The sequence below is a fragment of the Nonomuraea sp. NPDC059007 genome (assembly GCF_042740555.1).
GTDB lineage: Bacteria > Actinomycetota > Actinomycetes > Streptosporangiales > Streptosporangiaceae > Nonomuraea.
This window is the reverse complement of the sequence record NZ_JBHYJD010000004.1, coordinates 366,652-389,367: the sequence shown is the minus strand read 5'-3', so window position 1 is coordinate 389,367 and position 22,716 is coordinate 366,652. Positions and strand designations below refer to the sequence as shown.

At 71.7% G+C, this 22,716-nt stretch carries 21 protein-coding genes; 11 read left to right on the top strand and 10 right to left on the bottom strand.

From position 1 onward, the window contains the following. Positions 1–5 precede the first annotated feature (5 nt). Entirely contained in the window at positions 6–356 is a 351-nt protein-coding gene (locus ACFWY5_RS09155; RefSeq protein WP_379610025.1) for a cupin domain-containing protein, read from the top strand. A 62-nt stretch (positions 357–418) separates the two neighbouring features. Then, positions 419–1,237 carry an NAD(P)H-binding protein gene (locus ACFWY5_RS09150; protein WP_379610024.1) on the top strand — a complete coding sequence of 273 codons (819 nt, stop codon included), beginning with the start codon at positions 419–421 and terminating at the stop codon, positions 1,235–1,237. A gap of 35 nt (positions 1,238–1,272) precedes the next feature. Here the strand turns inward: ACFWY5_RS09150 and ACFWY5_RS09145 are convergent, their stop codons facing one another. Further along, positions 1,273–4,191, bottom strand: coding sequence for an ATP-binding protein (locus tag ACFWY5_RS09145; RefSeq protein ID WP_379630998.1), 2,919 nt, complete (start codon positions 4,189–4,191; stop codon positions 1,273–1,275). Positions 4,192–4,213: 22 nt separating this feature from the next. Here ACFWY5_RS09145 and ACFWY5_RS09140 point away from each other — a divergent pair, with 22 nt between their 5' ends. Together ACFWY5_RS09140 and ACFWY5_RS09135 are read left to right on the top strand one after the other, a co-directional pair. Beyond that, entirely contained in the window at positions 4,214–5,293 is a 1,080-nt protein-coding gene (locus tag ACFWY5_RS09140; RefSeq protein WP_379610021.1) for an adenosine deaminase, read from the top strand. After that, on the top strand, positions 5,290–5,904 hold the full coding sequence (locus ACFWY5_RS09135; RefSeq protein WP_379630997.1) for a PH domain-containing protein: 615 nt from the start codon (positions 5,290–5,292) through the stop codon (positions 5,902–5,904). Before ACFWY5_RS09140 ends, ACFWY5_RS09135 begins: the two co-directional genes overlap by 4 nt. Positions 5,905–5,928: 24 nt before the next feature. On the opposite strand, the gene ACFWY5_RS09130 is transcribed toward ACFWY5_RS09135, so the two are convergent. From ACFWY5_RS09130 to ACFWY5_RS09120, 3 genes are read right to left on the bottom strand one after another with little or no spacing between them, the layout of a single operon-like run. Continuing rightward, complete coding sequence (locus ACFWY5_RS09130; RefSeq protein WP_379630996.1) at positions 5,929–6,654, bottom strand: enoyl-CoA hydratase/isomerase family protein; 726 nt, start codon at positions 6,652–6,654, stop codon at positions 5,929–5,931. Continuing rightward, positions 6,651–8,126: a class I adenylate-forming enzyme family protein gene (locus ACFWY5_RS09125; protein WP_379630995.1), complete on the bottom strand. Its 1,476-nt coding sequence runs from the start codon at positions 8,124–8,126 to the stop codon at positions 6,651–6,653. Before ACFWY5_RS09125 ends, ACFWY5_RS09130 begins: the two co-directional genes overlap by 4 nt. Beyond that, positions 8,083–8,754 carry a TetR/AcrR family transcriptional regulator gene (locus ACFWY5_RS09120; RefSeq protein ID WP_379630994.1) on the bottom strand — a complete coding sequence of 224 codons (672 nt, stop codon included), beginning with the start codon at positions 8,752–8,754 and terminating at the stop codon, positions 8,083–8,085. Before ACFWY5_RS09120 ends, ACFWY5_RS09125 begins: the two co-directional genes overlap by 44 nt. Before the next feature lie 122 nt (positions 8,755–8,876). On the opposite strand from ACFWY5_RS09120, the gene ACFWY5_RS09115 reads away from it, so the two are divergent. Both ACFWY5_RS09115 and ACFWY5_RS09110 read left to right on the top strand, forming a co-directional pair. After that, complete coding sequence (locus tag ACFWY5_RS09115) at positions 8,877–9,770, top strand: hemin ABC transporter substrate-binding protein (protein WP_379610016.1); 894 nt, start codon at positions 8,877–8,879, stop codon at positions 9,768–9,770. A gap of 290 nt (positions 9,771–10,060) precedes the next feature. Then, positions 10,061–11,020, top strand: coding sequence for a FecCD family ABC transporter permease (locus tag ACFWY5_RS09110; protein ID WP_379610015.1), 960 nt, complete (start codon positions 10,061–10,063; stop codon positions 11,018–11,020). Positions 11,021–11,024: 4 nt separating this feature from the next. On the opposite strand, the gene ACFWY5_RS09105 is transcribed toward ACFWY5_RS09110, so the two are convergent. Further along, positions 11,025–12,293, bottom strand: a complete 1,269-nt coding sequence (locus ACFWY5_RS09105) for an FG-GAP repeat domain-containing protein (protein ID WP_379610014.1) — start codon at positions 12,291–12,293, stop codon at positions 11,025–11,027. 56 nt (positions 12,294–12,349) lie between these two features. On the opposite strand from ACFWY5_RS09105, the gene ACFWY5_RS09100 reads away from it, so the two are divergent. Genes ACFWY5_RS09100 through ACFWY5_RS09090 form a run of 3 tightly spaced genes read left to right on the top strand, consistent with a single transcriptional unit; the run spans position 12,350 to position 14,538 of the window. Continuing rightward, positions 12,350–13,159: a MerR family transcriptional regulator gene (locus ACFWY5_RS09100; protein ID WP_379610013.1), complete on the top strand. Its 810-nt coding sequence runs from the start codon at positions 12,350–12,352 to the stop codon at positions 13,157–13,159. Position 13,160: 1 nt separating this feature from the next. After that, the gene (locus ACFWY5_RS09095) at positions 13,161–14,054 is read left to right on the top strand and encodes an RNA polymerase subunit sigma-70 (RefSeq protein ID WP_379610012.1); all 894 of its coding nucleotides are present in this window, start codon (positions 13,161–13,163) and stop codon (positions 14,052–14,054) included. A 4-nt stretch (positions 14,055–14,058) separates the two neighbouring features. Then, the gene (locus tag ACFWY5_RS09090) at positions 14,059–14,538 is read left to right on the top strand and encodes a GyrI-like domain-containing protein (protein WP_379610011.1); all 480 of its coding nucleotides are present in this window, start codon (positions 14,059–14,061) and stop codon (positions 14,536–14,538) included. On the opposite strand, the gene ACFWY5_RS09085 is transcribed toward ACFWY5_RS09090, so the two are convergent. The 4 genes from ACFWY5_RS09085 to ACFWY5_RS09070 are packed head-to-tail and all read right to left on the bottom strand — an operon-like array spanning position 14,522 to position 19,263. Then, positions 14,522–16,183 (bottom strand): phospho-sugar mutase, encoded by a 1,662-nt coding sequence (locus tag ACFWY5_RS09085; protein WP_379610010.1) that lies wholly within the window; start codon positions 16,181–16,183, stop codon positions 14,522–14,524. The genes ACFWY5_RS09090 and ACFWY5_RS09085 overlap by 17 nt on opposite strands. Further along, positions 16,180–16,983, bottom strand: a complete 804-nt coding sequence (locus tag ACFWY5_RS09080) for a purine-nucleoside phosphorylase (RefSeq protein ID WP_379610009.1) — start codon at positions 16,981–16,983, stop codon at positions 16,180–16,182. Before ACFWY5_RS09080 ends, ACFWY5_RS09085 begins: the two co-directional genes overlap by 4 nt. Position 16,984: 1 nt before the next feature. Next, positions 16,985–18,289: a M20/M25/M40 family metallo-hydrolase gene (locus ACFWY5_RS09075; RefSeq protein ID WP_379610008.1), complete on the bottom strand. Its 1,305-nt coding sequence runs from the start codon at positions 18,287–18,289 to the stop codon at positions 16,985–16,987. Further along, positions 18,286–19,263, bottom strand: a complete 978-nt coding sequence (locus tag ACFWY5_RS09070; protein ID WP_379610007.1) for an Lrp/AsnC family transcriptional regulator — start codon at positions 19,261–19,263, stop codon at positions 18,286–18,288. Before ACFWY5_RS09070 ends, ACFWY5_RS09075 begins: the two co-directional genes overlap by 4 nt. A 111-nt stretch (positions 19,264–19,374) precedes the next feature. On the opposite strand from ACFWY5_RS09070, the gene ACFWY5_RS09065 reads away from it, so the two are divergent. Continuing rightward, positions 19,375–20,679 (top strand): MFS transporter, encoded by a 1,305-nt coding sequence (locus ACFWY5_RS09065; protein ID WP_379630993.1) that lies wholly within the window; start codon positions 19,375–19,377, stop codon positions 20,677–20,679. 56 nt (positions 20,680–20,735) lie between these two features. On the opposite strand, the gene ACFWY5_RS09060 is transcribed toward ACFWY5_RS09065, so the two are convergent. Further along, positions 20,736–21,167, bottom strand: coding sequence for a gamma-glutamylcyclotransferase (locus tag ACFWY5_RS09060; protein WP_184957863.1), 432 nt, complete (start codon positions 21,165–21,167; stop codon positions 20,736–20,738). Positions 21,168–21,239: 72 nt separating this feature from the next. Here ACFWY5_RS09060 and ACFWY5_RS09055 point away from each other — a divergent pair, with 72 nt between their 5' ends. After that, positions 21,240–22,634: an NAD(P)H-quinone dehydrogenase gene (locus ACFWY5_RS09055; protein ID WP_379630992.1), complete on the top strand. Its 1,395-nt coding sequence runs from the start codon at positions 21,240–21,242 to the stop codon at positions 22,632–22,634. Positions 22,635–22,716 lie beyond the last annotated feature (82 nt).

The following is a 22,716-nucleotide window of genomic DNA, read 5'->3' as shown; positions in this document are numbered from 1 at the left end:
CCTCCGTGGTCAGAAAGATCGAAGGGGCGACCCGGATTCCGGTGCCCGGCGGCAAGGTCATCGACGAGCACGTCGGCCGCGTGAACAGCGGCGACGAGGCGATCTCCATCGCCCACATGGTGGCGCCGCCCGGCTGGGACGAGCCCGCCCAGACGCCCGAGTTCACCGAGTACACCGTGGTCCTGCGCGGCACCGTCCTCGTCGAGCACGCGGAGGGCACCACCGAGGTGCACGCGGGCCAGTCGATCGTGACGGAGGCGGGGGAGAAGGTCCGCTACAGCTGCGGGCCGGAGGGCGCCGAGTACGTGGCCGTCTGCCTGCCCGCCTTCTCGCCCGACGCGGCGCGCCGCGACTAGCGCCCGCTACATCCGATGTAGCGCCTCCCGAGTGAGAAGGAACAGCTCACCAGGAGGACACCATGACCATTCTCGTGACCGGCGCCACCGGCTCCGTGGGCCGCCACATCGTCGCCCAGCTGGTCGAGCGGGGCGAGCGCGTACGCGCCCTGACCCGCGACCCGTCCCGCGCGAACTTCCCCGCGGGCGTCGAGGTGGCCGCCGGAGACCTCCAGGTCATCGAGTCGCTGGCACCGGCGTTCGACGGCGTCACCGCCCTGCACCTCATCACCGTGGGCGGCGAGGGCCTGCCCCTGCTGCCCAACGGCAAGGAGATCGTCGCGCTGGCCGCCAAGGCCGGGGTCGAACGCGTCTCGGTGCTGAGCAGCTGGGACGAGGGCAGCGTCGAGGCGGCCCTGCGCGAGAGCTCGCTGGCCTGGACGCAGTTGCAGGGCGTGGAGTTCATGGCGAACGCCTTCGACTGGCAGGCCGAGGCGCGCGCCGAGGGCGTGGTCCGGGTCTTCGGCGACCACCCGGGCGCCTTGGTGCACGAGGCCGACATCGCCGCGGTGGCCGTCGCCGCCCTGACCTCCGCCGGGCACGAGGGCCGCACGTACCTGCTCACCGGTCCCGAGCTCACCACCCCCTCGGAGCGGGTACGGCTGCTCGCCGAGGCCAGCGGGCACGACATCCGCTTCGAACCGCTGACCGAGGCGCAGCTTCGGGAACGCATGGGTGCCTGGGGGGTGGACGAGGAGACGATCGAGTTCGCGGTCATGCTCGGCACCAACCCGCCGGCCGCCGGTTCCACGATCCTGCCCACGGTAGAACAGGTAACCGGCCGCCCCGCCCGCACCTTCGCCCAGTGGGCCCGGGAAAACGCCGCCGCCTTCCGCCCCTAACCGCGCTCCAACACCCTGGGTTTTCGGGGTTGGGGTTACCAGGTCCAGGTGATGGGGTCGGGGGGCTGGTAGCGGCAGGTGGTGCCGGTGGAGATGCTGGCGCGGAGGTGGGTGGCCAGGTCGGGGTGGCGGTCGTCGAGTTGGCGTAGCGTGTTGCGGATGCGGTTGGTGACGGCCTTGCGGGCACGTTCCGCCTCGTCGCCCAACCGGCGGGTGCGTCCGCCCAGCCCCGCGGCCTTGCGGAGTTCGGACAGGAGCGCCTGGCGTTCGGCGTCGAGGGCGGCGACCTGCTGGTCGTTGCCGCGCACGGCCGCCCGGTCGATCTCGTCGTCCAGGAGCTCCAGCCGCCGCCGGTACTGGGCCTTGGCCTCGTCGTCCAGGATCGCGTCGCCGCCCATGCGCCGCGCGGCCACCGCCTCGGCCCCGCCCGCCGGGTTCAGCAGTTCCACGGCGGAGATGTCGGTGCCAGGACTGCCCATCAGGGTCCTCAGGTCGCGCAGGCCCTTGGCGTCGGGCAGGTGGGCGGTGCGTCCGGCGAAGGTCAGGGTCCACACGTCGCCGTCCAGCCGGAAGACGCTGGCCGCGCGCTGCGGCAGCCGTACCCGCATCCCCAGCTCTTCGGCCTCGCGGGCGACGTCGGCGAGCAGCGGTCCCGGGTCCTCGCCGGCGGCGAGGAGGACTTCGGCCAGGTGCGCGCGGGACATCAGCGACCACGGGCGGGCTCCCAGCCGGTCGGCGGCGCGGTAGGCGGCGGTGAAGCCGTCGGCGGCGGCGCGCCAGCGGCCCTGGGCCGCGTCGAGCACCGCCGCCCAGTGCTCGAACGGACCGTCCACGACGATGGTCGAGGTCACCGCCCACTGCCCGAGGTGGGGGGCGATGGCCTCACGGGCGTTCTGGCAGAGTTCGGGGTCCTTGGACAGCGCCGCCGCCTGCGCCTGGAAGCGGAGCCAGAGCGGCGCCATCCAGGTCAGCAGGTCCTCGCCGCCGGCCATGAGCCGGGTCAGGTGGTTCAGCGCGCCGCGGGCGTCGCCGCGCTCGGCGGCCGTGACGCCCGCGAAGATGGGCAGGTTGGGGCTGCCGGCGGCACGCATCTCGGCCAGCAGCGCGTCGGCCTCCTCGAAGCGGCCCTGGAGCAGGGCGGCCGACAGCAACTGGGTCCAGCGCAGTTCGGCGCCGCTGACGTAGGGCTGCTCGCCGAGTTCGCGGGTGGTCTCCGACAGTGCCCTGGCCTCGTCGAAGCGGCCTTGGAGCAGCGCGTGCCTGGTCCTGATCACCATGGCCTCGTGCTCGAACAGCGGCAGCCCCGAGCGCTCGGCCTGCCGGATGAAGTCCTGGTCGGCGGCGGTGTGGGCAGGGTCGCCGAGTTCGAGCAGCGCGCCGGCCCGCCAGGACAGGGCGTGGAGCAGGTGCTGGGTGTCGTTCGCCCTGGTGGCGACCTCGGCCAGTTCCTCCGCGAGCACGACCCGCTCCTCGGCAGTGCCCGGCCGCCAGATGGCCGACAGCCGGGCCAGCAGCGTGAACCCCAGCGCCTGGTCGTCACCCGCGTGCCTGGCCCGGTCGGCGGCCGCGCCGCTCAGCTGCTCACCCACGTCGTCCGCGGCCGCGGCCTCACCGCGCACCAGCCGCCGGTGCGCCTCGCGCACGAAGTCGGGGAAGCCGAGGTGGTACAGCTTGAGCGCCGCGTGCGCGAGCAGCCCGGGGTCGTCGAGCTCGCGGGCCGCCGCGATGGCCGCCTCGATCGCGCGCCCGCCCTCCTCGTGCTCGCCGATCCGCTGCAGCGTCAGTCCGAGGTCGAGCTCGATCCCGGTACGGCGGGCCCGCTCCAGCCCGGGTACCACCTCCAACGCCCGCCGGTAGTGCCCCACGGCCTCCTCGTCGGCCAGCCGCGCCTCGGCGTCCTGGGCGGCGGCCAGCAGAAGGGCGGGCGCCTCCGGCACGGCGGCCAGGTACGCGTGGTGGGCCAGAGAAGCGGGATAGGCCGCCGTGGAGCCGAGCGCGCCCAGCGCCGCCGCGTGCCCCGCCCGCCTGCCCGCCGCGTCCAGCTCCGCGTAAAGCGTCTCGCGCACCAGATCGTGCACGAACGTGTGCCGTCCCTCTCCCGCGGGCGCGACCAGCTTGGCCGCCACCGCCTGCCCCAGCGGTACGGCCACGCCCCGCCCCACGCTCGCCCCCAGCACCTCGTCGGCGAACTCCCGCCCCAGCACCGCCGCGGCCCGCAGCGTCTCGCGCACCTCGCCCGACAGCCGGGACAGGCGGCGTTCGACGGCCGCGCGCACCTCGGCCGGGATCGTGTCCAGCGGGCTGCCGCCCTGCCACAGCCGGGCGGCCTGCTCGACGAAGAACGGGTTGCCGCCGGTACGCCGGTGGATCTCGGTCACCAGCTCGTCGTCCGGCCGCAGGCCGGTGGTCTGGGCGACCAGCTCGCCGACCTCCTCGCGGCCGAGGCCGGACAGGGCCAGCGTGGTCGCCTTCAGCTCCGGTGGCAGCTCCGCCTCGCCCTCCCGGTAGGTGCCGATCACCAGGATGCGTTCGAACCAGGCGTGCCGTACCACGAACTCCAGGAGTTTGAGCGAGGCGGCGTCGGCCCAGTGGAGGTCCTCCAGCACGATCACGACGGGCCGCTCGCGGGAGAGGGCGACCAGCAGGGCGGTCACCGCGTCGTACAGCTCGAAGGGGGTGCGCGCGGACTCGAAGACGTCGGCGGCGGGGTTCAGCCTGCGCACGACCTGCACCCACGGCCAGTAGCCCGGGGCGCCCTCGCCCTCCCAGCAGGCGGCGCTCAGCACCTGGGCGCCGGCGGCCACGGCGTGCCCGGCCGCCTCGGCGACCAGCGTGCTCTTGCCGACGCCCGCCTCGCCGGTCACCAGCACCAGCGAGCCGTGGCTGGTGAGCGCGCGTCCGACCTCGCCGCGCAGAATCGCGGCGGGGTGTTCTCGTCCGATGAGGATGGCCATCAAGGCACATTATGATGGCGAGATGAGCCAGCAGCCGACCCCAGACGAGATCAGGCGTGCGCCGAAAGTCCTGCTCCATGACCATCTCGACGGCGGTCTGCGGGCCGAGACGATCGTCGATCTGGCCCGCGAGTCCGGCTACGACCGGCTGCCCACCAACGACCCGGCGAACCTGCGCGAATGGTTCCAGGAAGCGTCCGACTCCGGCTCGCTCGTACGCTACCTGGAGACCTTCGACCACACGGTCGGCGTCATGCAGTCGCGCGAGTCGCTGATCCGCGTGGCCGCCGAGTGCGCCGAGGACCTGGCCGCCGACGGCGTCGTCTACGCCGAGGTGCGCTACGCCCCCGAGCAGCACACCACCACCGGGCTCAGCCTCGACCAGGTCGTCGAGGCGGTCCTGGAGGGCTTCCGCCAGGGCTCGGAGGGGCGCGGCATCAAGGTCGGCACGCTGCTGACGGCCATGCGCCACCAGGCCCGCTCGATGGAGATCGCGGAACTGGCCGTGCGCTACCGCGACGTCGGCGTGGTCGGCTTCGACATCGCCGGGGCCGAGGCCGGGTACCCGCCCACCCGCCACCTGGACGCGTTCGAGTATCTGCAGCGGGAGAACGCGCACTTCACCATCCACGCGGGCGAGGCGTTCGGGCTGCCGTCGATCTGGCAGGCGATCCAGTGGTGCGGCGCCGACCGGCTCGGCCACGGCGTCCGCATCATCGACGACATCACCGTGGCCGGCGACGGTTCCGCCAAGCTCGGCCGGCTCGCCGCCTACGTGCGTGACAAGCGCATCCCGCTGGAGATGTGTCCCACCTCCAACCTGCAGACCGGCGCCGCCGCCTCCATCGCCGACCACCCGATCGGGCTGCTGCGCCGCCTGCACTTCCGGGTCACGGTCAACACCGACAACCGGCTCATGAGCCGTACCAGCGTCTCGGAGGAGTTCGCCAAGCTGGCCGAGGCGTTCGGCTACGGCTGGGATGACCTGCAGTGGTTCACGGTGAACGCGATGAAGTCGGCGTTCATCCCCTTCGACGAACGGCTCGCGCTCATCAACGGTGTGATCAAACCGGGGTTCGCGCAGCTCAAGTGGCAGTCATGAAACAGGCCTTCCGCTCCAAGTTCGCCTATGTGCTCGGGTGGGTGTGGGTGGTGTTCGTCGCCGCCAACGCCGTCGACCTGGTTCTGCGCTACTCGGGCAAGTCCTCGATGGTCGCCGGGGCGGTGCTGGGCGTGCTGACCGCGCTCATCTACCTCATCGCGCTGCGCCCGGTCACGCTGCTGCAGGAGCGGACGCTGACCGTCCGCAACCCGTTCCGCACGACCGTGATGCCGTGGGCGTCCGTCGGCGACGTGACGGTCTCCCACGCCATCACCGTCGCCCAGGCCGAGGGCGAGGAGTCCGTGCGGCTCTGGACTCCGACCGCGACCGCCCGCGAACGCGCCAAGGCCCAGGGCCGGGGCATGGCTCCGGCCAGGCGCGGCCGGCTCAGGACCGAGCCGACCGTGACCAAGGCCGAGCAGGCGGCACAGGAGGCGTTCGCCGGGAAGACCCACGCCGACTGGGTGGGCGACCAGATCACCGAGCGCGCCGAGGCGGCCCGCCGCCGCAAGGAGGAGGCGGGCCCGGTGACCACCATGTGGGCGGTCGACTCCCTCGTGGTCGTCGGCGTCGCGCTGGCCCTGGTGGTGGCCGCCCTGCTCGTCCCCTGACCGCTGCAGGCGTCCCGTGACCGCTCAGCGGGCGCGCGTGGCGAAGCGCCGCATGCCGTCCTTGGCGATCCCCGACTCCTCCACCTCCCGCGCCGCCTCCGTCTCCCGCGCGAAGGCGCGCTCGACGTCATCGAGCGCGGGACGCAGCAATCTCAGATGTACGGCTGTCGCCGTCCCCGGCTCCGTCCAGCGCTCGACCAGGCCGGCGGCCGTCTCCACCAGCGACTCCGGCGGCACGATCTCGTCCAGCAGCCCCGCGGCCAGGGCTTGGTCCGCGTCCAGCCGGGCCGAGTCCAGCACCAGCCGCAGCGCCCTGCCGCCCACGACGCGGTGCAGGAGCAGGCTGGAGGCGTTGGAGATCGACAGGCCGATGCCGTTCTCGGGGAGGAAGTAGCCGGCCGAGGGTGAGCCGATGCGGGAGTCGAAGCACAGCGTCCACTCGGCGGCGCCGCCCACGGCCAGTCCGTTGACCGCGGCCACGACCGGCACCGACGTCTCCAGCACCGCCCTGGTCAGGTCGTGGAACGTCTCGACCTCCTCCAGCAGCGACTTGCCCGCCGCCTCGTGCAGGTCTTCGCCGGCGCAGAAGGCCCGGCCCTCGCCGGTCACCACGAGGCCGCGGCCGTCGTGGCCGTGCTCGCGTACCGCCGCCGCCAGCCGTAGCCGCATGTCGGAGGTGAGCGCGTTGAGCTTGTCCGGCCGGCGCAGCGTGATCACCGTCACCTCGCCGCGCGTGCTGACGTCGATCATGTGGTCTCCCTCGGGGTCTCGATGGCGATGGCCCCGGCGCGCTGGTCGCGTTCGGGGTGGAGCAGGTGGCGCTTCTCGATGCGCTGGGAAGGCGTGTAGGAGAAGCCGGTCACGAACTCGACGAAGGCCGGGATCTTGAACCTGGCCAGCCGTTCGCGGGCGTGGGCGATGACCTCGGCGGCCGTCGCGTCGTCCGGGTCGTGGCCGGCGTTGAGGTGGATGAACGCCTTGGGCAGCTCGCCCCACAGGTCGTCGGGGACCGGGACCAGCGCGGCGGCCTTCACCGCCGGATGCTGGGCCAGGACGGTCTCGACCTCGGCGCAGGAGATGTTCTCGCCGCCCCGCCGTACCATGTCCTTCAGCCGTCCGGCGTGGTGGATGTAGCCGTGCTCGTCGCGGATGCCCAGGTCGCCGGTGTGGAACCAGCCGTCGCGGAAGACGTGGGCAGTGGCGTCGGGGTGGTTCCAGTAGCCGCGCATCATCGGCCGGCCGCGTACCACGATCTCGCCGGGCTGCCCGTCCTCGGCCAGGACCTTGACCTCCTTGCCCGGCGGCGCGTAGCCCATGGCGCCGGTGCCGACGGTACGGTCGTCGTCCGGGTGGACGAGCAGGTCGGAGCCGCTCTCGGTGGAGCCGTACAGCTCCCGCCAGGGCGCGTCCCAGCGCTCCTCCAGTGCGGCGTGCAGCCTGGCCGGGATGCCGGAGCACATCACCAGCCGCATCCGGTTGTCCCGGTCGAGCTCGTGCGGCGGCTGCTTGAACAGCAGCATCGGCATCGTGCCCAGCACGTACGTGACGGTGGCGCCGTGGCGGCGGGCGGCCGGCCAGAACCCGGAGGCGGAGAAGCGCGGCAGCACCACGAGCGGCACCCCGCCCACCAGGCACATCAGCGCCATCCACTGCGGATCCATGTACGAGAACGGCTGGGCCACCATGACCACGTCGTCCTCCCGGAAGCCGACCAGATCGGCCATGACCTCCGCGGTACGCGTCCAGTAGTCGTGGGGCAGCATGCACGCCTTCGGGAAGCCGGTGGTGCCCGAGGTGTAGGAGAAGGTGGCGAGGTCCCAAGGATCGATCGCCACGTCCGGCGCCTTGCCGGTGCGCTCCTCCAGCACCGGAACCCCGGCCTCGCGGACGAACGGGGCGTATTCCGGCGAGGTCAGCGCCATCACGGCGCCGGAGTCGCGCAGCACGTGGGCCAGGTCGGCCGAGCGGTAGCGGGCGTTGACCGGGACCGTGATCGCTCCGGCCTTCAGTACGGCCAGCCACCCGAGGGGCCAGTCGGGGACGTTGTCCAGCATGATGGCCACGCGGTCGCCGGGCCGTACGCCATGGTCGGCCAGGGCGCCCGCGAGCTGGTCGGTGCGCTCGTCGACCTCGGCGAACCCGAGCGTGCGGTCTTGAAAGATCAGGAACGGGCGGTCTTTATGGAGTCGTGCGGCCTGCCGGAGCAACGCGGGGATCGTCATGGGGCTCCCATGGGTATTCGGGCAGCAGGGTGAGATCAAGCCGCATGGTCACCTGGGCGGGCGAACGGACCGCGGCCAGCCCGATCGTCACGAACTCGGCGCACACCTGCTCCAGCGTGGACTCGCCGTCGGGGCGGTACCACTCGCTGGTGCCGGTGCACATGGACATCAGGGCCAGCCGGGTCAGCTTCTGGTCGGCGACGTGGAAGGCGCCCCGCTGGACGCCGTCGGCCAGCGTGGTCTTCCAGCGCTGCTCGTAGAGGTCGCGCAGGGCGATGATCTCGTCGCGGGCGCTGGAGCCGGCGGTGAGCGAGCGCAGTTCGCCGTCCATGACGCGGGTGGTCATCGGGTTGAGCGCGTGGATGGCGGTGAGCGAGGTGATGAGCGCGGCCAGGCGCTCGGCGGGGTCGCGCAGGCTCGCGAGCTGGCGGTCGGTGGCGTCGATGAGGCCGAGCTGGCTCAGGCGCATGAGGTCGGCGAGCAGGGCCTCCTTGCTGGCCACGTGGTGGTAGATGCCGGCGTTGGTCATGTCGACGGCCCGCGCGAGGTCTCTGATGCTCGTCGCCGCGTAGCCCTGGCCGGCGAAGAGCCGCATCGCGGCGGTTCTGATACGTAGTCCTGTGTCCATGTCTCCTACCGAACGTTTGGTAGGAGCCTAGCCGACCGAACGATCGGTAACCAGTGCCGTTCTTGACCTCTTTGAAGTCATCTGCTTAGGTAAGGCTTACCTAAGCAAGGGAGCGGAAAATCGTGAAGCGCGGACTTGTGGCACTACTCGGAGTGGCGGTGATCGCGCTCGCGGGCTGCGGAAACGCGCAAGGCTCCGCGGCCGCCCCCGCCACCTCGGCCGCCGCGCCGGCCGCGCGCATCGTCCCGCTCACCGGCGACGTCGCCGAGATCGTCTTCAAGCTCGGCCTGGCCGACAAGGTCGTCGGCGTGGACCTGTCCGCGATGGGACTGCCGGAGGCCAAGGGCAAGGCGCAGATCGGCTACCAGCGGGCGCTGGCGGCCGAGGGCATCCTGTCGCTCAAGCCCACCGTGCTCGTCGGCACCGAGGACGCCGGCCCGCCGCCGGTGATCGAGCAGCTGAAGGGGGCCGGGCTGCGGATCGTCCTGGTGCCCACCGGCGCCGCCTCGGTCGACGAGGTGCCGGGCAAGATCGAGCAGGTGGCCGAGGCGGTGGGCGAGCCCGGCAAGGGCGCCGCGCTCGCCGCCACCACCAAGGCCGAGATCGACGCCGCCAAGGCGAGCGTGCGGGCCGGAGCCGAGAAGCCGCGCGTGGCCTTCCTCTACCTGCGCGGCCAGTCCAAGACCTACCAGCTCGGGGGCGCGGGGACGCGGGCCGACGCCATGATCCTCGCGGCGGGCGGCGAGGACGCCGGGACCGCGGCCGGGGTGAAGGGCTTCAAGCCGATCACCGCCGAGGCCATGGTGAAGGCGGCGCCCGACGTCATCCTTGTCATGAAGATGGGGCTGGACTCCATCGGTGGCGAGGCGGGCCTGCTCAAGCTGCCGGGCGTCGCGCAGACTCCGGCGGCAAGGAACGGGCGCGTGGTCGCCCTTGACGATCTGGAACTGCTCGGCATGGGCCCGCGTACCGGCCAGGCCCTCGCCAAGCTCGTCACCGCCTTCCAGCAGCGGTGACGACCTCGAACGCGGCCTCGCGGGCGTCCCACAGCTCCCGCGAAGCCGTAACCCCGGCGTCGCGGGACCATTCCCACGAAGCCGACCCTCCGGTCGAGCGGGACCATTCCCGCGAGGCCGACAGACCGGTCGAGCGGGACCATTCCCGTGAGACCGACACATCGGTTGAGCGGGACCATTCTCGCGAAACCGTTGCCGCACGCCGGGACGGGGCATCTGAGGCACCGCGGTTCGCCGCGTCCCGTCCCGGCCGGGCGGCGCTCAAGCTCGCGCTGATCCCCGCTCTCGCGGTGCTGCTCGCCACGCTGTGTGTCGCGTCGGCGGGGATCGGCGCGGTTCAGGTGCCCTTCGGTGAGGTACTGGCGGCACTGGCCAGGCCGGGGGAGCACGAGGTGCTGTGGCAGATCCGCTTCCCGCGCGTTGTGCTCGCGGTGCTCGTCGGCGCCGCCCTGGCCGTGGCGGGCGCGGGCATGCAGGGCGTCTTCGGCAACCCGCTCGCCGAACCGGGCGTCATCGGCGTCTCCTCCGGCGCGGCGGTCGGCGCGGTCGGCGCCATCGTCCTCGGCGTCAGCACGTTCGGAGACTGGTCGGTGGCCGTCTGCGCGTTCGCCACCGGCCTCCTCACCACCTTCATCGTGTACGGCATGGCCAGAACCCAAGGCCGCACCGAAGTCGTCACCCTCGTCCTGACCGGCATCGCGATCAACGCCATCGCCTGGGCCATCGTGGGCGTCTTCACCTTCCTGGCCGACGACCGGCAACTACGCTCCATCACCTTCTGGAACCTCGGCACCCTCGGCGGCGCCACCTGGCCGCTGGTGGGCGCCGTCACCCCGTTCGTCGTGGCCGGGCTCGCGCTGACCCCGTTGCTGTCGCGCCCCCTGGACCTGCTGGCGCTGGGCGAGCGCGGCGCCCGCCACCTGGGCGTCGAAACCGAGCGCGTACGGCTGGCCGTCATCTTCCTGGCCTCCCTGCTGACCGGCGCCTCGGTGGCCGCGGCCGGGGCCATCTCGTTCGTCGGCCTGGTCGTACCGCACCTGATCAGGCTGATCGCCGGTCCCGGTCACCGGGTCCTTCTGCCGGCCTCCGCGCTGGCCGGAGGCTGCGTACTGGTCCTGGCCGACCTGATCGCCAGGACCGCCGGGGCGCCGGCGGAGCTGCCGATCGGGGTGCTGACGGCTTTGCTGGGCGGGCCGTTCTTTCTGGTGCTGCTGCGCCGTACGCGCAGGAAGCAGGGCGGCTGGGCCTGAGGGCTCAGGTGAGGTCGAAGGATGCCACGATGCGCTTGCCGTCGGTCACCTGGATCTTGCCTTCGGCGATGAGGACCACCTCGCCGTCGCGATCCCCGTCGTAGTCACCGGAGGCCAGCGGAGTGCCGATCGCTCCGGGCAGAGGCCGCCCGGGGCTGAGGCCGCCGGGCCCGCCCCAGTGGACGTTCGGGGGCGAGAGGCCCTCCGGCGCGTCCGCGTAGCCTTTCCCCCTGCCGAAGACCAGGTCGTCGTGGCCGTCGCCGTTCAGGTCGGCCGCGGTCGCCTGGCCGTTGGCGCCCTTGAAACGGCCTTCGCGCCCGTTGCCGTAGTAGACGGTCAGCGTGCGGTCCACCTCGGGCGGCTCGGTCTCCTCGCCCGGCTCGTTGTTGCGCGAGCCGTCGTCACCGGCCGCCAGGTCTCTGGTCCCGTCGCCGTCGAAGTCCCCGAAGGCCGCCGCCATGCCGGGGGTGAGCTCGCGCGCCCGCTCGGCGGGCCCGCCCAGGCGTCCGGCGAGCAGCCAGCCCGACTGCTGCTCTCCGTCGTCGCCCTCGAAGGTCACCAGACCGCCCGGCCACGCGCCGATCCGGTCGGCCGTCATGCGCCAGAACTCCTCGCCGGTCGGAGAGGAACGGACGACCCGCCGGGCCGGTGTCCCCTCGCGGTCGAACGGACCGTAGAGCAGGGCCAGTTCGGGCCGGGACCCGCCCAGCATCGCCATCGCCATCGCCACGTCGGCCGCGCCGTCGCCGTCGAAGTCGCCGGTGACCGCGCGGTGCGTGTCGCCGCCGTCGGCCGCCTTCGCGATCGGGGTGGGGACGGCGCCGGCGGCGATGCCGGACTTGCCGCCCCAGAACACGGCGGGCGCCTGTGGCTCGTCCAGTCCGCCCGCCGCGCCGAAGGCGAGCACGTCGCCGAAGCCGTCGCCGTCGAGGTCGGCGTGGAGGCCGCCGTCGATGATCCACGGGACGAACCGGCTGAGCACCGTGCGTCGCGCCGGGTCGAGGCCGCGGCGGGAGCCGTACAGGATGACCAGGCGCTCGCGGTCGGCGATCCGGACCTGGAGGGCCAGGTCGGAGAAGCCGTCGCCGTCGACGTCGTCGGGCCGCGCGGACGTCTGCCGCACGCGCGCGGAGGGCGGCGCCGGCGACGGTGCGGCGCTCGTCGGGGCGGGGACGGAGGGCGGTGCGGCGCTCGTCGGAGCGGGGGCGGCGGGCTGCGCGGCCCCGCACCCCGTGAGCAGCAGGACCACGAGGAGCAGGGAGGTTCGGGGCATGCGGGCATCGTAGTGTTGACCCTGACACCGTGTGAGGGGCTACTTCTGGGGGCGTCATGTTCAGCATCGGAGACTTCGCCAGGCTGGGGCTGGTGTCGGTGCGCATGTTGCGCCACTACGACGCGATCGGGCTGCTCAGGCCCGCGCACGTGGACCCGGCCACCGGCTACCGCTCCTACCAGGCCGCCCAGTTGTCCAGGCTCAACCGGATCGTCGCGATCAAGGACCTCGGATTCACGCTCGAGCAGGTGGGCGCGATCCTCGACGACAAGGTGAGCACCGAGGAACTGCACGGCATGGTACGGCTGCGCCGCGCCCAGCTGGAGGCGCAGATCAGCGCCGACCTGGCCAGATTGCGCGGGGTGGAGGCGAGACTCCGCACGATAGAGAGGGAAGGGCACATGCGCACCGACGAGGTCGTGCTCAAGAAGGTCGCCCCCATGCGGATCGCCGAGCTCAGCGGCCGGGCGGCCAGCTACGACAGCGAGGACATCGGCCCGGTCATCCAGCCGCTCTACGCCGAGCTGATGAAGCGGCTCTGCGAGGCGGACGTCAAGATCACCGGACCGGGTTGCGCCTACTACCTCCCGGAGGACGACGGCAGCGTGATGGTCCACGCCGCCGTCGAGGTGGCGGTCTCCGAGGGCGCCGACGTCGGCTTCCTGAACCTGCCCGGCATCGAGACCGCCGCCACGATCATCCACACCGGCTCGATGGATCACGTCGGCACGACCATGCAGGCTCTCGCCCACTGGATCGAGGACAACGGCTACCGCGCCCTGGGCCTGTCGCGCGAGGTCTCCCTCCACTGCCCGGAAAACCGCGACGAATGGGTCACCGAGCTGCAGATCGAGGTGACTCGCTGACGTGGTCGAGCTGGAGCGCCACCGCAAGGAACTGGCCGGGTACTGCTACCGCATGCTCGGCTCCGGCTTCGAGGCGGAGGACGCCGTCCAGGAGACCCTGACCAGGGCGTGGAAGACGTTCGACCCCGAGCGCGGCGCGCTGCGCCCCTGGCTGTACGGCATCGCCACCAACGTCTGCGTCGACATGCTCCGCAGCGCCCAGCGCCGGGCCCGCGCCATGGACCTGGGCCCGGCCGCCGAGCCCGGCGCGGAACTGGGCGTGCCGATCCCCTACGAACGCTGGGTCTACCCGATGCCCGACCAGCTCATGGACCCGGCCGAGCTGGCGGTCTCCCGCGAGTCGGTACGGCTGGCCTTCGTGGCCGCGCTCCAGCACCTCCCGCCCAGGCAACGGGCGGTCCTGATCCTGCGCGACGTGCTGGCCTGGTCGGCCGCCGAGGTGGCGAACCTGCTGGAGACCAGCGTGGCCGCGGTCAACAGCGCGCTCCAGCGCGCCAGAGCGGCGCTGCCCGCCACCGCCGAGCCGCGCCTGGAGGTGGACGAGGACCTGCTGGCCCGCTACGTGGACGCGTTCGAACGGTTCGACGTGGACACGCTGGTCGCCCTCACCCACGAGGACGCCGTCGAGTCGATGCCGCCGTTCGCCTGGTGGCTGGCGGGCCGCGCGGCCATGCGCGAGGTGCTGGTCGCCTCCGGCGGGGACGGCTGCCGGGGCAGCAGGCTGGTACGGGCGGGGGCGACCACGTTCGGCCAGTACCTGAACGGGGAGGCGTTCGCGATCGTGATCCTGGAGACGTCGGGCGGCCTGATCAGGGGTACGACCACCTATCTCGACCCGAGTCTGTTCCCGTTGTACGACCTGCCGATGAGTTTCGGGGGTCCCGACCGTAAGTAAGAGCATGGACATCATCGAATTTCCCGAGCGGCACTACATGGCCGTCCGCAAGACCATCACCCTGAACACGTTCGGGCTGGTCGGCGACCGCATCCCGGAGATCTACGGCTGGCTGGCCGCGAAGGGCGTGGCCATGGAGGGCGCGCCGTTCTTCCGCTTCCACGTCATCGACATGGAGGGCGAACTGGACGTCGAGGCGGGCGTGCCGGTGGCCGGGCCGGTCGAGGGAGAGGGCGACATCGTCGCCGCCGCCCTCCCCGCCGGCCGCTACGCAAGCGTCCGCCAGGTCGGCCACCCCGACCAGCTCTTCCCGGTCATCGAGAAGCTGCGCAACACCCCCGGCCTCGACTTCGACATGACCGAGGAGGCCGACGGCGAGCACTGGGGTTCGCGCCTGGAGATCTACCACACCAACCCGGCCGAACAGCCCGACATGAACAAGTGGGAGATCGAGCTGCAGTTCAGGCTCAGAGACCCAGCGTGACCTTGAGGTCGGCGGCCAGGGCGGCCAGCCCCGCGGCTGCCTTGGTCCTGGCCGCCGCCACCTCATCCTCGACCGCTACCACCACTTCGAGGTAGCACTTGAGCTTGGGCTCCGTGCCGGAGGGGCGCACCACCACCCGCGCCCCGCCGGCCAGCCGATAGCGCAGCCCGTCGGTCGGCGGCAGCCCGCCCTCGCCCTTGGCCAGGTCGTCGATGCCCTCGACCACGCGCCCGCCGAGCTCCTTCGCCGGCTCGGCGCGCAGCCGGGCCATCGCGCCGGAGATCAGCGAAACGTCCTCCACGCGCACCGACAGCTGCGAGGTGGCGTGCAGCCCGTAGCGCCTGGCCTGGTCGTCCAGAAGGTCCTGGAGCGTACGGCCGGCCCGCTTGGCCTCCGCCGCGATCGCGGCCACGGTCAGCGCCGCCCCGATCCCGTCCTTGTCGTGCACGGGCAGCCCGGCGTCCGAGCCGACGCTGTAGCCCAGCGCCTCCTCGTAGCCGTAGACCAGGCCCTCTCCGGCCCGCATGATCCACTTGAAGCCGGTCAGCGTCTCGGTGTAGCGCACCCCGTGCGCCGCGGCGATCTTGCCGAGCAGGGTGGAGGACACGATCGTGGTCGCCACCAGCCGGTCGCCGGTGGTGTTGGCGATCACGTACTCGCCGAGCAGCGCGCCCACCTCGTCGCCGGTCAGCATCCGCCACGAGCCGTCGCCCACCGGCAGGCCCACCGCGCACCGGTCGGCGTCGGGGTCGTTGGCCAGCACGAGGTCCGCGCCGATCTTGCCGGCCAGCGCCAGTGCCAGGTCCATCGCCCCCGGCTCCTCCGGGTTGGGGAAGGCGACGGTCGGGAAGGCCGGGTCGGGGTTGCGCTGCTCCTCGACCGCCATCGGGCTGGCGAACCCCGCCGCCAGGAACGCGCCGGTCAGCGTGCCCGCGCCCACGCCGTGCAGCGGCGTGTAGGCGACCTTCAGCGTGCGCGCCGTGCCAAGCGGCAGCGCGGTCACCGCCTCGATGTAGTCGTCGAGCAGATCCTCGCCCAGCTCGGTGAAGGTGCCGGGGGCCGCGTCGAGCCCCCTCTCCTCGTACGGCGCGCCCAGCGGCAGCCCGTCCACCCGGCCCACCGCGTCGATCGCCGCGGAGATCTGCCCGTCGACGGGCGGCACGATCTGGGAGCCGTCGTTCCAGTAGACCTTGTAGCCGTTGTCCCTGGGCGGATTGTGGCTGGCCGTCACCGTGACCCCGGCGTCGGCGCCCAGGTGGCGTACGGCGAAGGCCAGCACCGGCGTCGGCAGCGGCCGGGGCAGCAGCGAGGCGTGGATGCCCGCGCCGGTCAGCACCGCCGCGGTGTCGCGGGCGAACACGTCGGACTTGTAGCGGGCGTCGTAGCCGATGACCACGTGCTTGCCGGGGCCCAGCACCGCGGCCAGGCCGGCGGCCGCGCGCATGACCGTGACCCGGTTCATGCGGTTGGGGCCCGCGCCCAGCTCGCCGCGCAGGCCGGCCGTACCGAACTCGAGCTTGGCGCCGAAGCGGGCCGTCAGCGTGCCGAGGTCGGCGCGCTCGATGAGGTCGGAGAGCTCGGCTCGGGTGTCGGGGTCGGGATCCTGGGCCAGCCACACGCGGGCCTGCTTCAGCAGGTCGCTCATACCCGGTCGACCACCTTGGCCAGCAGGCCGCCCATGCGCGCGGCGGTGGCCTTGCCGACCTGGAGCACCTCTTCGTGGTTGAGCGGCTCGCCGGCCAGGCCCGCCCCGGGATTGGTGACGAGGGAGACGCCGAGCACCTCGAGACCCGCCTCGCGGGCGGTGATCGCCTCCAGGACGGTGGACATGCCGATCAGGTCGCCGCCCAGCGTGCGCAGCATGCGGATCTCGGCCGGCGTCTCGTAGGTCGGGCCGCGGAAGGCGACGTAGACGCCCTCGGCGATGGCCGGGTCGATCTCGCGGACCAGCGCGCGCAGCCGCTTGCTGTAGACCTCGGTCAGGTCGAGGAAGGTCGTGCCGGTCAGCGGGTTGGCGCCGGTCATGTTGATGTGGTCGCTGATCAGGACCGGGTCGCCGACGTTCTGCGTCTCGGGGCGCAGGCCGCCCGCGGCGTTGGTGAGCACGACCGCCCTCACCCCGGCCGCGGCGACCGTGCGGATGCCGTGGACCACCTTGTCGACCGGGCGGCCCTCGTACAGGTGCGTGCGCCCGAGCAGGACCAGCGCGTGGCGTCCCGCGCCGGTGCGGACGACCCGGATCTTGCCGCCGTGCCCGGCCACCGCGGGTGGCGCGAAACCGGGCAGGTCGGTGAAGGCCACCTCGGTGACGGTCTGTCCGAGCGCGTCGGCGGCGGGAACCCAGCCGGAGCCCATCACGAGGGCCACGTCGAAGGTGTCGACGCCCGCCGCGCCCTTCAGCGCGGCGGCGGCGTCCTGTGCCAGGGTGTAGGCGTCGTTGCTCACCTCAGTAGTTTAGGAGCAGCCTGTCGAGCACCCTCACACCGAACTGCAGGGCCTCGACCGGCACCCGCTCGTCCACGCCGTGGAACATCGCGGCGAAGTCCATGTCCTTCGGCAGCCGCAGCGGCACGAACCCGAAGCCCCGGATGTTCAGGTCGGCGAAGAAGGTCTTGTTGTCCGTCCCGCCCGACATGCAGTACGGCACCGCCCGCGCCGTCGGGTCCTCGGCCTTGAGCGCCGCGATCATCGACTCCACCAGCGCCCCGTCGAACGTGGTCTCCAGCGCGATGTCGTGGTGCACGAACTCGCGGCGTACCTTCTCCCCGATCAGCGAGTCGATGGTCTTGAAGAAGTCCTCCTCGTGGCCGGGCAGGAAGCGCCCGTCGACCACGGCGGTGGCCTGGCCGGGGATCACGTTCGACTTGTAGCCGGCGCCGAGCTGGGTCGGGTTGGAGGTGTGGCTCAGCGTCGCGCCGACGAAGCGGACCAGCGGCCCGATCTTGTCCAGCACGTTCTGCGGGTTCGCCGGGTCGAACGGGATCTGGAAGGCGTCGGCCACCTCGGTGAGGAACGTCCGCACGGTCGGTGTCAGCGTGATCGGCCACTCGTGGGCGCCGATCCTGGCGACAGCCTTGGCCACCTCGGTGACGGCGTTGTCGGAGTTGAGCATGGAGCCGTGCCCGGCGGTGCCGTCGGCGATCAGCTTCATCCAGGCCAGGCCCTTCTGGGCCGTCTCGATGAGGTAGAGCCGCAGCGACGGGTCCACCTCCAGCGAGTAGCCGCCGACCTCGCTGATCGACTCGGTGACGCCCTCGAACAGCTCGGGGTGGTGGGCGGTCAGGTGCTTGGCGCCGTAGACGCCGCCGGCCTCCTCGTCGGCCACCCACGCGAAGACGATGTCACGCTTGGGCTTCTTGCCCTCGCGCTTCATCTGCCGCAGTACGGCCAGCATCATGGCGTCCATGTCCTTCATGTCCACCGCGCCACGGCCCCAGATGTAGCCGTCGCGCACCTCGCCGGCGAACGGGTCGACCGACCAGTCGGCGGCGTTGGCCGGCACGACGTCCAGGTGCCCGTGGACCAGCAGCGCGGGCAGGCTGGAGTCGCTGCCCTCCACACGGGTGACGACGTTGCCGCGGCCCGGCTCGCTCTCGATGTAGGTGGACTCGATGCCGGCCTCGTCCAGCCTGGCCATGACCACTTCGGCGGCGGCCCGCTCGCCGGGACCGCTGCCGTCACCGTAGTTGCTGCTGTCGACGCGGATGAGCTCCACGCACAGGTCGGCTACTTCCTTCTCGGCGGGCGTCATGTTCTCTCCAATGTGAGCAGACCGGACTTGCGGAGGTGCCCGCGCTTGTGGGCGCGGGTGATCAGCGTGACGTTGACGTCGGTGACGTCGTCGATCGGGCCGACGACGTTCGTGAGAAAACGGTAAAGGTCGGCCTCGTGCGCGGCGACCACTTGAACGATGACCGAGTGGGTGCCCGAGGTGGCGGCGCAGTAGCGCACGTCCGGGTGCGCGGCCAGCGTCTGGCCGACCTGGTCGAGCCCGTGCGGGCGGACCTTCAGCCAGATCTGCGCCTCGACCTCCAGGCCGAGCAGCGCCGGCTCGATCTCGGCGCGCATGAGCAGGAGCCTGCGGTCGAGCAGGGAGGCCGCCCGCCGGCGCGCGGTCGGCAGGGAGACGTCCAGCCGCTCGGCGATCGCGGTGAACGCGGCCCGGCCGTCGGCGACCAGCAGCTCGGCGATCTCCTTCTCCAGCGGCGAGAGCCCGTCCTGGTCGGGCAGCGGCCCCGCGCTGTAGACGGGGCGCAGCTCGGCGACCTCCTCGGGGGTGAGGAACGGCGCGTGCCACTCGGCCACGGTCGTGAACGTATGCAGGACGACCTGCGTACGCGTCTGCAGGACGCCGCTGATCTCGGTGACCTCGGCGGAGACGATGTCGTGCAGCATCTCCCTGCTCGGGGCGACCAGCTCGCAGCCGAGATCCGCCTCGCCGGTGAGGGAGTAGACCGAGCGGGTGTCGGGGCGCTCGCTCAGCGCCGCCGCCACCTTGGCGGAGGCGCCGGGCCGTACCTGGACGTGCAGGTGGACCGGACGGCCGTGGCCGGTGCGCAGGTCGTCGTAGATCGCGGTGACGCGGACCATGCCCTCGTTGATGACGCGCTGGAGCCGGCGCGCGACCGTGCGCTCGTGCTCACCGACCACCCGGCCGATCTCACCCCAGGACGCGCGCGGGCTGACCTGCAAGGCTGCGATCAGGCGCCGGTCGAGAACGTCCATTGAGAACCGTTTCTGTGTCGGGTTTGTAAATAAATCTCTGGATGTTTGACTATTTCGGTCGTCCACTTGCACAGTAGGGCACCACCTGACCTGTAAGCAAAGGAGCCCCTGGTGGCAACCTCATCCGTCGCTGAGTCGCCGCTCGGCATTCCCCGCAGCCGGGTCCGTCAGCTCGTGGCCGCCAGCATCGGCAACGTGGTGGAGTGGTACGACTGGTACGCCTACGCGGCCTTGATTTCCTACTTTTCCGTCCAGGTCTTCCCCAAGTCCGCCGGCGACTCCCTCGTGCCCTTGCTGGCCACCTGGGGTGTCTTCGCCGTCGGGTTCTTCATGCGGCCCCTCGGCGGTCTGCTCGTCGGCTCGTTCGCCGACCGGTTCGGCCGCAAGGCCGCGATGACCTTCACCATCGTGCTGATGGGCGTCGGCTCGCTGATCCTGGCCATCACCCCCACCTATGAGGCCGCGGGCATCCTCGCTCCGATGATTTTCACACTGGGCCGCCTCATCCAGGGCCTGTCGGTCGGCGGTGAGTTCGCCGCCGCCACCACCTTCCTCGTGGAGTCGGCGGGACCCGGCCGCCGCGGCCTGTTCTCGAGCTTCCAGTACGTCAGCACGACCATCGGCCAGCTCCTCGCCCTGGGCTTGGCCACCGCGCTGGGGGCCATGCTGGCCAGCGCCGACATGAACAGCTGGGGCTGGCGCATCCCCTTCGCCATCGGCGCCGTCCTCAGCCTCGTCGGCCTGTGGATCCGCAGGGGTGCGGACGAGACCTCGCAAGTCGCCGAGGAGATCCAGCAGGGCAAGGTCAAGCGCCCGCGCCTCTTCGACTTCCTGCGCGACTACCCCAAGCAGGCAGCGCTCATCGTCGGCATCACCATCGCCGGCACCGTGGCCTACTACACGTGGACCACCTTCCTCCCCACCTTCGCGCAGATCACCGTCGAGTTCTCCAAGACCGAGGCGCAGCTCGTCAGCACGATCTCGCTCATCTTCTTCATGCTGTTGCAGCCGCTGCTCGGCATGTTGTCGGACCGCGTCGGCCGCAAGCCCCTGCTGATCACCTTCGGCGTCGGCTTCACCCTGCTGCCGGTGCCGCTCCTGAGCATGCTGGACAACTCTTTCACCAGCCTGCTGTTCATCCAATGCCTTGGCATGATCTTCCTTGGGGGCTTCACCTCGATCTCGGCCGCGGTGAACTCCGAGCTGTTCCCCACCCGGGTGCGGGCCGCGGGCGCGGGCTTCCCGTACTCGCTCACGGTCGCCCTCTTCGGCGGTACGGCCCCGCTCATCGGGACCGCCTTCATCGACGCCGGAAACCCCGGGGCCTTCCCCTGGTACATGTCGGCGCTGGCCCTGGTCTCGACGCTCGTCTACATCTTCGCCCTGAAGGAGACCAAGGACCAGCCGCTGCGCTGACCATCCCGGTGACACACCCGGGCGTGTCCACGCGCGCCCGGGCGTGTCGCGCCGGGTCAGAGGGACGTGCAGGGACGGCCGCGCAGTTCCTTCACGTAGTCGTCCGGCGCGCCGGCCTTCTCGGCGGCGTCGGCCAGGAAGCCGAGGTAGCGGGCCGGCGGAAGGCCGCCCTCATAGGCGTCGAGGACGTAGAACCAGGCGACCAGCTCGCCCTCAAGCGTCTGCACCCGCAGCCGCACCTTGTGGTAGACGCCGCGCGCCGCGCCCTCCCACTGGTCGAGCGAGTCCTCGTCGAACTCGGGCACGTCGTAGAGCACCACGAAGACGTGCTCGTCGGGATCCTCGACGATCGTCGCCAGCGCTTCCGGGCCGCCGAACGTCAGGCGCCAGCCCTGCAGCCAGCCCGCGCTCCGGACTGGAGAATGCGGCGCCCGCAAGGCCATCTGCCCAGGGTCCAGGTTGCTGCCGTATGCGGCGTAGACAGGCACAGCAGCTAAGACTAGCGCCCCGGCCCCCGCCCCGTTCGCCTGCTGCTCAGGACATACGGAAGAATGGGACACGTGACTAGGATCGTGATCATCGGTGGCGGACCAGGCGGCTACGAGGCGGCGCTGGTAGCCGCGCAACTTGGCGCGGAGGTCACGATGGTCGAGCAGGACGGTCCAGGCGGCGCCTGCGTGCTCACCGACTGCGTGCCGTCCAAGACGCTCATCGCCACCTCGGTCCGCAAGCAGGCGCTCATGGACGCGCCGTCGCTGGGCGTCTCCTTCTCCGGGGGGCTCGACGGCGACGCCGGTGTCGCGCAGGTCGACCTGCCGCTGGTCAACAAGCGGGTCAAGGAGCTGGCCCAGGCCCAGTCGATGGACATCGAGACCAGGGTGGCCGCCGAGGGCGTCGAGATCATCAAGGCGCACGGGCGCCTCGTGGATCCGCAGGTCGTCAAGGCGGGCGAGCGCACGATCAGGGCGGACGTGGTCCTCGTGGCCACCGGCGCGACCCCGCGCATCCTGCCCGGCGCCGAGCCCGACGGCGAGCGCATCCTCACCTGGCGCCAGCTTTACGACCTCGACGCGCTGCCCGAGCACCTGATCGTGGTCGGCTCCGGCGTCACCGGCGCCGAGTTCGCCGGCGCCTACCGCTCCCTGGGCTGCGAGGTCACGCTCGTCTCCAGCCGCGACCGCATGATGCCCAACGAGGACGCCGACGGCGCCGAGGTGCTGGAGGAGGTCTACCGCAGGCGCGGCATGAACGTCATGGGCCGCTCCAGGGCCGCCTCGGTGACGCGTGCGGCCGACGGCGTCCTGGTCACGCTGGAGGACGGCCGCGTGGCCGAGGGCTCCCACGCGCTGATGACCGTCGGCATGGTCCCCAACACCACCGGCATCGGCCTGGCCGAGGCCGGGGTCCAGCTCGACCACAACGGCTTCATCAAGGTCGACAAGGTCTCCCGCACCTCCGCTCCGGGCGTCTACGCCGCGGGCGACTGCACCGGCGTGCTCATGCTGGCCTCGGTGGCCGCGATGCAGGGCCGGATCGCCGTCTGGCACGCGCTGGGCGAGGCCGTCCAGCCGCTCCGCCTGGCCACGGTGGCCTCCAACATCTTCACCGACCCGGAGATCGCCGCGGTCGGCGTGGCACAGCGCTCGATCGAAGCGGGCGAGATCGAGGCCAACGTCGTCAAGCTCCCCCTGGCCACCAACGCCAGAGCCAAGATGTCCGGCTTCAACGACGGCTTCGTCAAGCTGTTCTGCCGCCCCCACACCGGAATAGTGCTGGGCGGCGTGGTGGTGGCCCCACGGGCCTCCGAACTGATCCTGGCGGTCTCGGTAGCGGTCCAGCAGCGCCTGACGGTGGACCAACTGGCCCACACCTTCGCCGTCTACCCGTCACTCTCCGGCAGCATCACCGAAGCGGCCCGCCGCCTCATGCAACCCGAAGCGGCAATCGGCATCTAGGGCACAGACCCCCGGCCAAGGTGGGCCGTTGCGGCGGCGCGTTCGTCCGACGTGAGAAGCGACCCCCACGATCGGCGCCCGC

What these genes read in the sequence shown, in the direction of transcription:
- ACFWY5_RS09150 (WP_379610024.1), top strand. Translation starts at nt 419, where the DNA reads ATGACCATTCTCGTGACCGGCGCCACCGGCTCCGTGGGCCGCCACATC.
- ACFWY5_RS09145 (WP_379630998.1), bottom strand. Translation starts at nt 4,191, where the DNA reads ATGGCCATCCTCATCGGACGAGAACACCCCGCCGCGATTCTGCGCGGC.
- ACFWY5_RS09140 (WP_379610021.1), top strand. Translation starts at nt 4,214, where the DNA reads ATGAGCCAGCAGCCGACCCCAGACGAGATCAGGCGTGCGCCGAAAGTC.
- ACFWY5_RS09135 (WP_379630997.1), top strand. Translation starts at nt 5,290, where the DNA reads ATGAAACAGGCCTTCCGCTCCAAGTTCGCCTATGTGCTCGGGTGGGTG.
- ACFWY5_RS09130 (WP_379630996.1), bottom strand. Translation starts at nt 6,654, where the DNA reads ATGATCGACGTCAGCACGCGCGGCGAGGTGACGGTGATCACGCTGCGC.
- ACFWY5_RS09125 (WP_379630995.1), bottom strand. Translation starts at nt 8,126, where the DNA reads ATGACGATCCCCGCGTTGCTCCGGCAGGCCGCACGACTCCATAAAGAC.
- ACFWY5_RS09120 (WP_379630994.1), bottom strand. Translation starts at nt 8,754, where the DNA reads ATGGACACAGGACTACGTATCAGAACCGCCGCGATGCGGCTCTTCGCC.
- ACFWY5_RS09105 (WP_379610014.1), bottom strand. Translation starts at nt 12,293, where the DNA reads ATGCCCCGAACCTCCCTGCTCCTCGTGGTCCTGCTGCTCACGGGGTGC.
- ACFWY5_RS09100 (WP_379610013.1), top strand. Translation starts at nt 12,350, where the DNA reads ATGTTCAGCATCGGAGACTTCGCCAGGCTGGGGCTGGTGTCGGTGCGC.
- ACFWY5_RS09090 (WP_379610011.1), top strand. Translation starts at nt 14,059, where the DNA reads ATGGACATCATCGAATTTCCCGAGCGGCACTACATGGCCGTCCGCAAG.
- ACFWY5_RS09085 (WP_379610010.1), bottom strand. Translation starts at nt 16,183, where the DNA reads ATGAGCGACCTGCTGAAGCAGGCCCGCGTGTGGCTGGCCCAGGATCCC.
- ACFWY5_RS09075 (WP_379610008.1), bottom strand. Translation starts at nt 18,289, where the DNA reads ATGACGCCCGCCGAGAAGGAAGTAGCCGACCTGTGCGTGGAGCTCATC.
- ACFWY5_RS09070 (WP_379610007.1), bottom strand. Translation starts at nt 19,263, where the DNA reads ATGGACGTTCTCGACCGGCGCCTGATCGCAGCCTTGCAGGTCAGCCCG.